Here is a 12,699-nt window from a genome sequence, read left to right as displayed (position 1 = left end):
ATCAGCTTTCCAAATTGTTAAAGAGCGGGCTTAAAAAAGCCAAAGATAAATTCATCACTTATCTTTGGCGTCTCTATCCTTGGGACTTACGTCCTGAGACTCACATATTTACAGTGGTGGAGCTATGCGGGATCGAACCGCAGACCTCCTGCGTGCAAAGCAGGCGCTCTCCCAGCTGAGCTATAGCCCCGTTTCTGCAATATGCAGTCTGACACAAATGCGTTGATTAAAAATCTCATTCAGGCGAGGCGGAAGCGGAGGACGTTTACTGGTGTAAACGACGACGTTTCCAACGACGCATCAATGAGATTTGGTGGGTCTGAGTAGACTCGAACTACCGACCTTACGCTTATCAGGCGTACGCTCTAACCACCTGAGCTACAGACCCATCGCATTTGTCTCTATCGTCTATCAAGTAATCTGTGTGAACACTCAGCAGGATAATGTGTCGCTTAGGTAAGGAGGTGATCCAGCCCCAGGTTCCCCTAGGGCTACCTTGTTACGACTTCACCCCAGTCATGAACCACACCGTGGTAAACGCCCTCCCGAAGGTTAAGCTATCTACTTCTGGTGCAGCCCACTCCCATGGTGTGACGGGCGGTGTGTACAAGGCCCGGGAACGTATTCACCGTGGCATTCTGATCCACGATTACTAGCGATTCCGACTTCATGGAGTCGAGTTGCAGACTCCAATCCGGACTACGACCGGCTTTTTGGGATTAGCTTCACCTCGCGGCTTCGCAACCCTCTGTACCGACCATTGTAGCACGTGTGTAGCCCTACTCGTAAGGGCCATGATGACTTGACGTCGTCCCCACCTTCCTCCGGTTTATCACCGGCAGTCTCCCTAAAGTTCCCGGCATTACCCGCTGGCAAGTAAGGATAAGGGTTGCGCTCGTTGCGGGACTTAACCCAACATTTCACAACACGAGCTGACGACAGCCATGCAGCACCTGTCTCAGAGTTCCCGAAGGCACCAATCCATCTCTGGAAAGTTCTCTGGATGTCAAGAGTAGGTAAGGTTCTTCGCGTTGCATCGAATTAAACCACATGCTCCACCGCTTGTGCGGGCCCCCGTCAATTCATTTGAGTTTTAACCTTGCGGCCGTACTCCCCAGGCGGTCTACTTAATGCGTTAGCTTGAGAGCCCAGTGTTCAAGACACCAAACTCCGAGTAGACATCGTTTACGGCGTGGACTACCAGGGTATCTAATCCTGTTTGCTCCCCACGCTTTCGTGCCTGAGCGTCAGTCTTTGTCCAGGGGGCCGCCTTCGCCACCGGTATTCCTCCAGATCTCTACGCATTTCACCGCTACACCTGGAATTCTACCCCCCTCTACAAGACTCTAGTCTGCCAGTTCGAAATGCAGTTCCCAGGTTGAGCCCGGGGCTTTCACATCTCGCTTAACAGACCGCCTGCGCACGCTTTACGCCCAGTAATTCCGATTAACGCTTGCACCCTCCGTATTACCGCGGCTGCTGGCACGGAGTTAGCCGGTGCTTCTTCTGTGGGTAACGTCACAGCTAATGGGTATTAACCATCAACCTTTCCTCCCCACTGAAAGTGCTTTACAACCCGAAGGCCTTCTTCACACACGCGGCATGGCTGGATCAGGGTTTCCCCCATTGTCCAATATTCCCCACTGCTGCCTCCCGTAGGAGTCTGGGCCGTGTCTCAGTCCCAGTGTGGCTGTCCATCCTCTCAGAACAGCTAGGGATCGTCGCCTAGGTGAGCCATTACCTCACCTACTAGCTAATCCCGCCTGGGTTCATCCAATCGCGGAAGGTCCGAAGAGCCCCTCCTTTCCCCCGTAGGGCGTATGCGGTATTAGCAGTCGTTTCCAACTGTTATCCCCCTCGATTGGGCAGATCCCCAGGTATTACTCACCCGTCCGCCGCTCGCCGGCAAAGATAGCAAGCTATCTTCCCGCTGCCGCTCGACTTGCATGTGTTAGGCCTGCCGCCAGCGTTCAATCTGAGCCATGATCAAACTCTTCAATTAAAGTTTTGGTCTCAATGAATTTCTGCTGTCATGCTTCTGCATGAAAACTCTTTCATTGATAAAATCGTTTTGTCGACTTCATCAACCTGCGAGTATCCACACAGATTACTTGATAAATTTTTAAAGAGCGGAACCGTGTTCGGCATTTGCCGTCGGTCGATGGGGGCGCATTATAGGGGCTTGGTCAGCGAGCGCAAGCCCTTTTATTGAATCAATGCATCGAGTGGATATATTTTAGCCATCCGTGTATTTCTTGCCACTTTAATGCTCAACTTCACGCAAGCTTCGAAAACCATAGGTTCCATATAGAATGGAGCTCTATTGATGAGGACGCGTCGCTTCAGTGCCTCTCTCAGGGTTAAGGATTGGTTGAGGCTAACGACTAAGGTTAATGGGCAAGGCAAATCGCCAGTGACTTTTAGCTGAGCGACTTAAGATAAACCGGTACGTCAGCAATACTGTCCAATACTACGGTTGCCAACGTCTCGCCTTCGCTGTCGACCCGCTTACCGCTTCTCACCAGGATTTTCGTTTGAATCCCTGCGGCCTCGGCGGCGCGCATATCGTCAGCCTTATCGCCCACCATGACCGAATTGGCCAGATCCAATTTCAGGAATTTGGCTGCGGACTCCAGCATGCCGGGCTTGGGTTTGCGGCAGTCACAATCCTGCTTGTATTCACCGATACCTTTTTCCGGGTGATGTGGGCAGTAATAAATACCGTCGAGATCCACGCCCTTATCGGCAAAATTCCAGTCCATCCATTCGGTCAGGCTGTGGAAGTCGTCTTCTGTATACATGCCACGGGCAATGCCTGACTGATTGGTCACCACCACCAATTTAAACCCCATGTTTTTCAATGCGAGACAGGCTTCGAATACCCCTTCAATGTACTCAAAGTCATCCACGGTATGAACATAACCATGGTCTTTATTGATGACGCCATCCCTATCCAGAAACACTGCTCGTTTCACTTCTTTCACTCCGGTTTTGCAAGTGGCGCTATTATTTCATTCCTGTTTTGGAATTGCACCGCGAACTTGGCAACTGCACGCAAGTTTTTCACTTGTTTTGGATATTGCATACAAATATCCTGTTATCCATGTTTTCCCACTTCCCCCTAAGATCTGAAGAATATGGCCGACCCAACAGATAGCGGGCTTTATGCCGCCCGTCGCAGTGCACTTCTGGACCGCGTACCACCTGCAAGCCTGATAGTGCTGGCCGGATACCAGCAAAAAGTACGCAGTAAAAACATTAAGTACCATTTCCGTCAGGATAACGACTTTTTGTATTTAACCGGCTTTTCGGAACCTGACTCCCTGGCCCTCCTTTACCGGGCAGGCAATCGTGATTGCCTTACGCTTTTTTGTCGCCCCCGTGACCAGGCTGCCGAAGTCAGTTTTGGCCAGCGTGCAGGCCCAGAAGGCGCCGTTGTCGAATATGGAGCCGACCACGCTTTTGTTATCGACGAGTTTGAGACAAGGTTACTTGAGGCGCTCAAAGGCAAGACCCAGGTTTATGTCGGCGATGAGCTAAACCGCCTACCGACCCTTTGGCAGCTCATTAATCGAGAAAGATTTCACACTCCGTTTGACGTACCCAAGGCCTATCGGCAACTGTCGGCCTTGGGCGCTGTGCTGCATCCCATGCGGGTGATTAAGTCTGATCCGGAAATCGCACTTATCCGTCATGCGGTCAATGCCTCAATCGAAGGGCACAAGGCACTGATGCGAACCGTTGCCCCGGGCATTAATGAAGGGCTGCTCGCTGCCACCTTTATGCTGGAGATTGCCAAACATGGCAGTGTGGATGTGGGCTACCCCAACATAGTGGCCTCCGGCAACAACGCCTGCTGCCTGCATTACGAAGAAAATTGCTGTGAGGTTAAGGTGGGCGAACTGGTGCTGGTTGATGCCGGCGCCGAGTATGGCCACTACAGTGCTGACATTACCCGCACGTTCCCGGCAACTGGCCGCTTCAGCCCTGCACAGCGGCAGATCCACAACCTGGTATTGGCGGCGCTCGATGCCGCCATTGCCAGGGTGCGCCCCGGCACCCGCTGGAATCAGCTGTACGAGACCTGCATGGAGGTGATGGCCAAGGGACTGATTGAGCTTGGCTTACTTGAAGGCCCCTTTGATGAGGTGATGAAAAGCGAAAGCTACAAACGCTTTACGGTGCACAAAACCGGCCACTGGCTGGGGATGGACGTACACGATGTAGGGCCCTATCAGGATGAACGCGGTGATTGGCGAGTATTTGAACCCGGCATGGTGTTTACCATAGAGCCCGGCATTTATATTCCGGCCGACGCCATGGATGTGCCAAGCCAATATCGGGGTATGGGCGTTCGCATTGAGGACGATATTCTGGTTACCCATCAGGGCTGCGAAAATCTCTCTGCGGCCTGCCCCCGCGCCAGCGACGAAATAGAAGCCTTTATGGCCGCTGGCAGATAGCGCTGCCGGAGAGGGAATGGTGAAAAAGGCGGCCCATTGGCCGCCTTTTTTATGCCCTTGAACAGCTTAATCTGCAGGCTCAGTCAAACCGCTTTACACTGTAGGGGCTGATGTCGATGGCCGGCGTCTCACCACTTATCAATTGTCCCATCAGTTCTGCGGTGCTTGCGGCCCAGGTCAGTCCCAGATGCTGATGTCCGAAAGCAAAATAGACACCCGGACTTTGGCTTTCGCCCAAAACAGGCAGACTGTCCGGAAGTGATGGCCGGAATCCCATCCAGCGCTCGCCATCAGAGACCTTAACCCCATCAAACACTCTGGGCAAGAGCGCCCTGGCGTGGGGCAACAGGCAGTCGGCCCGGGCATTGGACATGGGGGCATCAAGCCCACCAAACTCAACGGTACCGGCAAGGCGGGTGCCGCCTTCCATAGGGGTGATGATGAATTTTCGCTCATAGGATGCGACAGGCCTTTTAAGGCCACTCTGTTGGGGCATCATCAGGTGATAACCCCGCTCTGTTTCCAGCGGCACCCTGTGACCGAGCTTCAAGGCCAATGGCCGTGACCAGGCGCCAGCGCATAGAAGTAACTTATCGGCTTTTGTGACCTTTCCACCCACAGTCATTACTGACGGCGTGTTTCCCCCCTGTAAAGAACTCACCGAGTTAATTTCAATCCGTCCACCCAAGGACTTCAGGGTATCAGCCAAGGCTTCGCAAATAGCTCGGGGATTGGGCGTATGCCCAACCTGAGTAAACCACAGAGCCCCGGTTATCGCATCCGATAAGCTGGGCTCGAGTGCCCTTGCTTCTTCGCCGCTCAGCAAGGTAACAGCAACCCCAGCGCCGCAGTAGAGTGCAAGCTCCCGCTCCATGACTCGGGTATCCCGGGTTTCAAATACCAGCAAGGAGCCATTTTCCACCAGCAAATCCGCCCTACCACAAAAGGTCAGCAGTTCTCTGGTAGAGGCCATCGACCGGGCATTGAGCGCTTTAATGGCATTGCCGTTGCGTTGACGCCTGGCCGGCAGCATATTGGCGACAAAACGCAAAAACCAGGGCAAGGCCCGATGAAAATACGCCGGCCGAATACGAAAAGGCCCCAGCGGGTCAAGCAGCATTTTGGGTAGCTTGGGCAGCAAAGCAGGATCGGCCAGGGGAAAAACCTGCTCTGTGGCAAAATGCCCGGCGTTACCAAAGGAGGCACCGGCGGCAACGCCCTCTTTATCCATTACCGTCACCTTAAAGCCCCGTCGGGCCAGCGTAACGGCATTGGCGAGCCCCACGACCCCCGCCCCTATCACGATCACCCGCTCGCTGACTGCATCTGGGCCATCCGGCGCACCAGCCCTTACTTTCATAGGATGAGTTTCCATACGCTTGCCCTCAACGCAGTAAAAAGCCGGTTGGAAAAATATCGTCCGGGTGAAGTAAAAACCTGTGCTCTCCGGTAATAAAGGCGCGGCCTGACACCCTTGGAATCAGCGCATCCTTGCCATGAAAATCCACCAGTTCAATGGCTTCTACGGTCATTTGCCCGCCCACGATACTCTCGATGGTCAGAGGCTCTGCCAGCCCCACTTCCCCCTTGGCACGCAGCAGAGCGATGCGTCCGGCCACACCTGTGCCCGTGGGGGAGCGATCCACTTCACCATCGGCAAAAACACACACATGGCGCGAATGCGCCCCCGGCACGGAGGTATGCCTGGAGGTAAAGATGGTGCCGTATAAAAAGCTCAGATCCTCATCAAGGGGGTGCGTTAGAGGAAACCATGCCATCACCGCCTGCTTGATTCGCCTTCCCCAGTGAATCAGCTGGCTTACATTGTCTGCGCTGCACTCCAGCCCCAGGGCATCAGCGTCCACGTACGCATAATAAGCGCCACCAAAGCCAATATCGCACGCCACTTTACCTATGCCCGGCACGTCGATGGATAAATCCAATGCTTCAGCCCAAGATGGTACGTTTAAAAAGCTCGCCTGAATGCAGCCATTTTGGTCTTTTTCAGCAAAGGCACGGATAAATCCTGCCGGCGCGTCTATCCCTATTTCGGCCCGGTTTCCGTCAAAGGCGATAGCGCCGGTTTGGCACAACACGGTGGCCAGCGCCAGCACAGCATGGCCACACATGCTGGAATACCCTTCGTTGTGCAAAAACAGTACGCCGAAATCGGCGCGTTCTGACACCGGCTCAGTGAGGAGCGCACCGTACATGTCTGCATGACCCCGGGGTTCAAACATCAACAGCTGGCGATACTCATCGAGGTGCGCGGCTAAAAACTGACGTTTTTCCAATATGGTGTTCCCGGGCACAGCGGGGTAACCCGAGGTAATGATCCTCAGAGGTTCTCCTTCCGTGTGGGCATCCAGGGTGGTTATTTGCCGAAATTGGCCAAGTAATTCAGGGCTTAACTGAACGGGTCCCATCTGGCGACTTCCTATTGTAATAATGTATGCAATATATAGTGACGAGCGACACAGATTCAAATAATCTGAAATCTGAGATTTTCTCGATTGCATTATTGTATACAATATACTATAACTTTACGCAATGCCGAGCGCATAGCCCTGTGTCCGAATTGACAAGGCGGACAGCGTTAGACAAAAACAAGACTATTTTGAGGTTTAAAAATGAAAGTTAACTGGCAAGGCGTATATCCAGCGATTTCTACCCAATTCAATGAAGATGGCTCTATCAACTTCGCCTCCAACACCCGTATGTTGGAACAACTTATCCAGGATGGCATCAACGGCATCATCGCCCTGGGAACCATAGGTGAAAACGCGTCTTTGAGCGCCGAAGAAAAACGTGCCTTTCTGAAACACACAGTCGAAACCGTTGCCGGACGTATTCCAGTAATTGCCGGTTGTACCGAAAACACTGCCCAGTTAGCCATCCAGTATGTCCAGGATGTGGAAGCCATAGGGGTTGACGGGGTCATGCTGCTGCCAGCCGTGGTTTACCGTGGCACCGACCGTGAAGTGCTGACCCACTACCAGATGGTTGCCCGTGCCACCAGTCTGCCTATCATGATCTATAACAACCCTGTGAGTTATGGCGTTGATATTAATTTGGAAATGACCGCAACTCTCGCCAACGAGCCCAACATAGTGGCGATCAAGGAGTCCACCACGGACACCCGCCGCCTCACCGAGTTGCAAAGCCGCTTTGGCGAACGTTTCACCCTGTTCTGCGGCGTTGACGATATCGCGCTGGAATCTCTGCTACTGGGTGCCACCGGTTGGATTTCCGGCCTGACCAACGTGTTCCCCCGTGAGTCGGTCACCCTTTATAAGCTCGCCCGCGCCGGTCGCATTGAAGAAGCCCGCGAAATCTATCGCTGGTTTATGCCGCTGCTGCGCCTCGATACCATTCCCACACTCGTGCAGTGCATCAAGTTCGCCGAGCAACTGGCCGGTCGTGGCAACGAGCAGGTGCGCATGCCCCGCATGACACTCATCGGCGATGAGCGGGCCTACGTTGAGAAAGTCGTGGGTGAAGCCATGGCCAATCGCATCGATTTGTCCAAATACAATCTGGACTGATAGCCAAGAGCGATAAAAACAAGACTACCGGAGCTCTACGACTATGATGAAAGGTACATTTTTCTGCGTTGACGCTCATACCTGCGGTAACCCAGTGCGGTTGGTCACCAGTGGCCATCCGCACCTTCAGGGCCGCACCATGAGTGAAAAACGCCAGGACTTCCTCGCCAACCACGACTGGATCCGTAAGGCATTGATGTTTGAGCCCCGTGGCCACGACATGATGTCGGGTTCGTTCCTGTACCCACCCTGCTCAGAGAATGCAGATGCCGCCATCCTGTTTATCGAAACCAGCGGCTGTTTGCCCATGTGCGGACACGGCACCATAGGCACCATCACGGCCGCCATCGAAACCGGGCTGCTGAAACCAAAAACACCCGGCAAGCTGGTGCTGGATGTGCCCGCAGGGCAAATCGAAATTGATTATCAGCAAACCGGTGCCAAAGTGGATTGGGTGCGCATCTATAATGTGCCTGCCTATCTGGCCCACAAAGACGCCATTCTCGATATCCCGGGCCTTGGCACCCTCAAGGTTGATGTGTCCTACGGCGGCAATTACTACGTGATTGTCGACCCACAGGAGAACTTTCCCGGCCTGCGTCATTGGAGCGCCGCAGACATTTTGCGCTGGAGCCCGATTGTGCGCCAGGTGGCCCACGACACCCTCAGCTGTATTCACCCCAACGACCCTACTGTGCGCGGTGTGTCCCACGTGCTGTGGACTGGCGACACCATCAGTGACGGATCCGACGGTGCCAATGCGGTGTTTTATGGCGATAAAGCCATCGACCGTTCTCCATGCGGCACAGGCACCAGCGCCCGCCTCGCTCAGCTTTACGCCCGCGGCAAGCTCAAGGTTGGTGACAGCTATACCCATGAGAGCATCATCGGCAGCCAATTTATCGGCCGCATCGAGTCTGCCACCAAGGTCGGCGACTATGATGCCATCCGCCCCAGTATCCAGGGCTGGGCCCGGGTATTTGGCCAAAACGCCATCACAGTGGATGACTCAGACCCCTATGCATTTGGGTTCCAGGTCGTGTAACCCGGTTATCCATTTAAGATATTTAAAGGAGTCATTATGACCACCGTTCTCTGTGGCCGGCATTTCATTGCCCATGAATGGCAACAAAGTGAATCGACCTTTACCCGTTTCAACCCCAAAACCAACGAGGTGTTGCCCGGCGAGTTCTCCCAGGGCACAGCTTCTGAGGTTGAAGCTGCGGCCATTGCGGCGGATGCCGCCTTCTGGGAATTCCAGCAAACGTCCGCCGACCAAAAGGCAAATCTGCTGGAAACCATGGCAAGCGAAATTGAGCGGGATGGCGACGCCATTGTTACCTGCGCTATGATGGAATCGGGCCTGCCCGAAGCGCGTCTGAAGGGCGAACTTGGCCGCACCACGGGCCAGCTGCGGCTCTTTGCCAGTGTTCTTCGTGAGCCCTATGCCCCGCTTTTGATGGACAAGGCCAACCCCGAGCGCCAGCCGCTGCCCAAGCCGGAGTTAAAATTGGGCCAACTGCCCCTTGGGGTGGTGGCCGTATTCGGCGCATCCAACTTTCCGCTGGCGTTCTCCACCGCCGGTGGCGATACCGCGTCTGCACTGGCGGCCGGCTGCGCTGTCATCGTCAAGGGCCATCCGTCCCATCCTGGCACCAGCGAGTTGGTAGCCCGGGCAATGGCAAGAGCCATCGAGCAATCCGGTATGCCGAAGGGGCTATTTTCACTTATCCAGGGCAATGAACCGTCGCTTTCAGTGGCGCTCGTTGAACATCCGCTGGTGAAAGCCGTTGGCTTTACCGGGTCTCTTAAGGTCGGACGCCTTCTTGCTGACCGCTGTGCTCAGCGCCCCGAACCCATTCCCTTTTACGGTGAGCTGGGTTCAGTGAATCCTCAGCTTCTGCTGCCCGGCAGACTCGCGAGAGATGCAGTAACCCTCGCCGAGGCGCAGGTCAATTCCATGATGATGGGCCATGGGCAGTTTTGCACAAGCCCGGGACTGGTTATTGCCATCAAAGGCCCGGGGCTTGAGAGCTATCTTGCGGCCTTATCGGACATTGCCAGCCGCCAAAGTGCCTCTGCCATGTTAAGCGCCGGGATCTGCCACGCTTTTAATCAGGCTGTCAGTGCCGTGGTGCCAAAAGTGAATGTGATTGCTCAGGGGCAAGCGGCCGAAGCGGCGCACCACAGCCGGCCGCTGGTTGCCAGCATCGGGGCAAGCGCCTTAATTCGGCAACCCGAACTGCTGGAAGAAATCTTTGGCCCCTTCGCCCTGGTGGCGCTATGTGAGTCAAAGGAGGAGATGTTTGAGCTGGTGAAACGCCTCCCCGGACAGCTGACCGGAAGCATCCACGGGCTGGAAACAGAAGTCACAGACTTCAGTGACATCATTGACCGACTGGCCTTTAAAGTGGGCCGCATCATGTTCAATCAAATGCCAACCGGAGTTGAAGTAGCCCGAGCCATGAACCACGGGGGCCCCTACCCCGCCAGTACCGACAGCCGCTCCACATCGGTGGGCGCCGAAGCCATGAAGCGCTTTATGCGACCCATTTGCTACCAAAATATGCCTGACGTGCTGTTGCCCAACGAGCTTAAAGCCTCGTCGAGGCGGTTGATGATGTTCTAAACTACCGAAAAATTGAACGAATTGATAAAGGGAAACCCATGGTTTCCCTTTATTTATGGCTGAGTTGGCGTTAATCTTAGGCGATCAAAAAGTCTTGGTATAAAGAATAAAAAATGAGTCGACACACGCCTATTGTCCATAAAACTCGTACTCAGGTCGTGGTAGAAGTACTCAGAGAGAAAATTCTCTCCGGGGAAATTGCTGCCGGAGAGCCCTTGCGTCAGAGCGCATTGGCCGAAGCGCTTAATGTAAGCCGTATTCCTGTCCGTGAAGCCCTGTTGCAACTTGAAGCCGAAGGTCTGGTGAAGTTTGAGGCCCACAAAGGTGCCACCGCCACCGAGCTGTCTGTCGCACAGGTAACCGAATTGTTTGAACTCAGGGCGCTGATTGAAACAGATCTGCTTGCAAAAGCCATCCCGAATCTGCAAGATGAAGACCTGATCCAGGCCGAGAAAGTGCTGGAACAACTGGAATCTGCTTTTAAACAAGAAGATGCAGTTGGAAGCTGGGCCGAGCTCAACACCAAATTCCATACTACGCTGTATCAGGCTGCCAACCGTCCACACACATTGGAAGTGGTTCACGGTTTAAATACCAATTGTGACCGTTATATTCGGCTGCAGTTGTTGCTGACCGGCGGTATCCCGCGGGCCGAGCAAGACCACAGAGATCTGCTGACTTATTGCAAGCAGAAACAAACCGACAAGGCTGTCGTCCTGCTGCGCGAGCACATACTGCACGCGGCAGAATCCATTCGCGATCTGGTTGCCGAACAGGTCAAATGATAAAAGACAACAGGCTGTTTTCCAAAGCCCTGTTGTCGGATATTCAAGGCAGTCCCAAGGCACTGCCTTTTTTGTTTGAGAGAATTATCAATGCAGTACGCCACCATTACCGGTTGGGGCAAATGTGTTCCCCCTGCCGTTCTGACCAACCATGATCTCGCCACCTTCATCGACACGTCCGATGAATGGATTAAGCCCAGAACCGGGATCAGTCAGCGCCATGTCAGCCATGTCAATACCTCAGAGCTGGCCAGCGTGGCCGCCCAGCGCGCCCTGGCAGCTGCCGGTATCGACGGCAGTGAACTGGACATGATTATTCTGGCCACCGCAAGCCCGGATACCCTGATCCCCAACATCGCCTCTACTGTACAGGCCAATGTGGGCGCGCGCTGCGCAGCCTTTGACATCAACGCCGCCTGCTCGGGTTTCCTGTATGGCCTCGGTCTTGCCAGCTCGCAAATCAAGAGCGGCCAGTGCAAAAAGGTGTTGGTGATTGGTGCCGAGCGTCTGACCTTCTATTTGGACTGGTCTCGCCGTGAAACGGCCGTGCTCTTTGGTGACGGCGCCGGTGCCGTGGTGGTGGAAGCCAGCGACGTTCCCGGCGGCGTATTGGGCTATGAGCTCAATAACGACCCCGATGGCCGCGATATCCTCAAGGCCGGTTTCGGCACTGCCATGGACAGATTCAGCGCAGAATCGCTGGACTTTTACATCCAGTTTGATGGCCAGGAAATCTTTAAGCGCGCCATTAATGGCATGGGTAAGTTGAGTGCCCAGGTGCTGGAAAAATGTGGCGTGGACAAGGATGCGGTGGATTTGGTGATCCCCCATCAGGCCAACGAGCGCATTATCGATACTCTGGTCAGCAAAATGCGCATTCCGAAAGAAAAAGCCTTCGTCAACATTGCCAACTACGGCAATACGTCGGCCGCGACTATCCCAATCGCCATTTGTGACGCGTTGGAAAAAGGCCTGATCAAGCCCAATGACACCATTCTGTCCTGTGCGTTTGGTGCCGGCCTGACGTCAGCAGCATTGCTGCTGAAATGGGGTGAGCGGGTAACACCTGTGAGTATCAGCGATGCCGAATTGCCGCCCTGCGATCAAACAGGCATTGAGCTGGTTAGCCGCGCCGTGAATTACTTCTGCAAGTAATATCGGTTTTAAAAAAGCCACCTTCGGGTGGCTTTTTTGCTTTCAGGGTACTGCATCGAGTGCAAATGAGCCTCATCCCCACAGTGGATGAAGCCATAGATAATTCAGCACGAGTTCACCCA

General features: G+C 54.2%; 9 protein-coding genes, 2 tRNA genes and 1 rRNA gene. 6 read left to right on the top strand and 6 right to left on the bottom strand.

Features of this window, described 5'->3' with window-relative positions:
- Positions 1-114: 114 nt before the first annotated feature.
- From K0H63_RS08205 to gmhB, 4 genes are all read right to left on the bottom strand, one after another.
- Positions 115-190 (bottom strand) — tRNA-Ala (locus K0H63_RS08205).
- Positions 191-311: 121 nt separating this feature from the next.
- A tRNA-Ile gene (locus K0H63_RS08200) sits at positions 312-388 on the bottom strand.
- A gap of 69 nt (positions 389-457) precedes the next feature.
- Positions 458-2,002: ribosomal RNA gene (locus tag K0H63_RS08195) — 16S ribosomal RNA — on the bottom strand.
- A 418-nt stretch (positions 2,003-2,420) separates the two neighbouring features.
- Positions 2,421-2,975, bottom strand: a complete 555-nt coding sequence (gene gmhB / locus K0H63_RS08190) for a D-glycero-beta-D-manno-heptose 1,7-bisphosphate 7-phosphatase (RefSeq protein ID WP_220067516.1) — start codon at positions 2,973-2,975, stop codon at positions 2,421-2,423.
- 162 nt (positions 2,976-3,137) lie between these two features.
- On the opposite strand from gmhB, the gene K0H63_RS08185 reads away from it, so the two are divergent.
- Positions 3,138-4,463, top strand: a complete 1,326-nt coding sequence (locus K0H63_RS08185) for an aminopeptidase P N-terminal domain-containing protein (protein WP_220067515.1) — start codon at positions 3,138-3,140, stop codon at positions 4,461-4,463.
- A gap of 79 nt (positions 4,464-4,542) precedes the next feature.
- On the opposite strand, the gene K0H63_RS08180 is transcribed toward K0H63_RS08185, so the two are convergent.
- Together K0H63_RS08180 and K0H63_RS08175 are read right to left on the bottom strand one after the other, a co-directional pair.
- Positions 4,543-5,823, bottom strand: coding sequence for an NAD(P)/FAD-dependent oxidoreductase (locus K0H63_RS08180; protein ID WP_258405680.1), 1,281 nt, complete (start codon positions 5,821-5,823; stop codon positions 4,543-4,545).
- A gap of 25 nt (positions 5,824-5,848) precedes the next feature.
- Complete coding sequence (locus K0H63_RS08175; RefSeq protein WP_220067513.1) at positions 5,849-6,889, bottom strand: proline racemase family protein; 1,041 nt, start codon at positions 6,887-6,889, stop codon at positions 5,849-5,851.
- A gap of 204 nt (positions 6,890-7,093) precedes the next feature.
- Between K0H63_RS08175 and dapA the strand changes: the two genes are divergently transcribed.
- The 5 genes from dapA to K0H63_RS08150 all read left to right on the top strand — a co-directional run bounded on the left by dapA (position 7,094) and on the right by K0H63_RS08150 (position 12,577).
- Positions 7,094-8,008 (top strand): 4-hydroxy-tetrahydrodipicolinate synthase, encoded by a 915-nt coding sequence (gene dapA, locus K0H63_RS08170; protein ID WP_220067512.1) that lies wholly within the window; start codon positions 7,094-7,096, stop codon positions 8,006-8,008.
- A 43-nt stretch (positions 8,009-8,051) separates the two neighbouring features.
- On the top strand, positions 8,052-9,053 hold the full coding sequence (locus tag K0H63_RS08165; RefSeq protein WP_220067511.1) for a 4-hydroxyproline epimerase: 1,002 nt from the start codon (positions 8,052-8,054) through the stop codon (positions 9,051-9,053).
- A 36-nt stretch (positions 9,054-9,089) separates the two neighbouring features.
- Positions 9,090-10,637: an aldehyde dehydrogenase (NADP(+)) gene (locus K0H63_RS08160; protein WP_220067510.1), complete on the top strand. Its 1,548-nt coding sequence runs from the start codon at positions 9,090-9,092 to the stop codon at positions 10,635-10,637.
- Positions 10,638-10,750: 113 nt separating this feature from the next.
- Complete coding sequence (locus K0H63_RS08155; protein ID WP_220067509.1) at positions 10,751-11,422, top strand: GntR family transcriptional regulator; 672 nt, start codon at positions 10,751-10,753, stop codon at positions 11,420-11,422.
- 90 nt (positions 11,423-11,512) lie between these two features.
- Positions 11,513-12,577 (top strand): ketoacyl-ACP synthase III, encoded by a 1,065-nt coding sequence (locus K0H63_RS08150; RefSeq protein WP_220067508.1) that lies wholly within the window; start codon positions 11,513-11,515, stop codon positions 12,575-12,577.
- Positions 12,578-12,699: the final 122 nt, after the last annotated feature.

The organism is Shewanella zhangzhouensis (genome assembly GCF_019457615.1).
GTDB classification, from domain to species: domain Bacteria; phylum Pseudomonadota; class Gammaproteobacteria; order Enterobacterales; family Shewanellaceae; genus Shewanella; species Shewanella zhangzhouensis.
This window is presented reverse-complemented; position numbering and strand designations above follow the sequence as displayed.

Excerpts from the sequence above, each read along its gene's own strand:
- K0H63_RS08185 (WP_220067515.1), top strand. The coding sequence starts at position 3,138 with ATGGCCGACCCAACAGATAGCGGGCTTTATGCCGCCCGTCGCAGTGCA.
- K0H63_RS08180 (WP_258405680.1), bottom strand. The coding sequence starts at position 5,823 with ATGAAAGTAAGGGCTGGTGCGCCGGATGGCCCAGATGCAGTCAGCGAG.
- K0H63_RS08175 (WP_220067513.1), bottom strand. The coding sequence starts at position 6,889 with ATGGGACCCGTTCAGTTAAGCCCTGAATTACTTGGCCAATTTCGGCAA.
- dapA (WP_220067512.1), top strand. The coding sequence starts at position 7,094 with ATGAAAGTTAACTGGCAAGGCGTATATCCAGCGATTTCTACCCAATTC.
- K0H63_RS08165 (WP_220067511.1), top strand. The coding sequence starts at position 8,052 with ATGATGAAAGGTACATTTTTCTGCGTTGACGCTCATACCTGCGGTAAC.
- K0H63_RS08160 (WP_220067510.1), top strand. The coding sequence starts at position 9,090 with ATGACCACCGTTCTCTGTGGCCGGCATTTCATTGCCCATGAATGGCAA.
- K0H63_RS08155 (WP_220067509.1), top strand. The coding sequence starts at position 10,751 with ATGAGTCGACACACGCCTATTGTCCATAAAACTCGTACTCAGGTCGTG.
- K0H63_RS08150 (WP_220067508.1), top strand. The coding sequence starts at position 11,513 with ATGCAGTACGCCACCATTACCGGTTGGGGCAAATGTGTTCCCCCTGCC.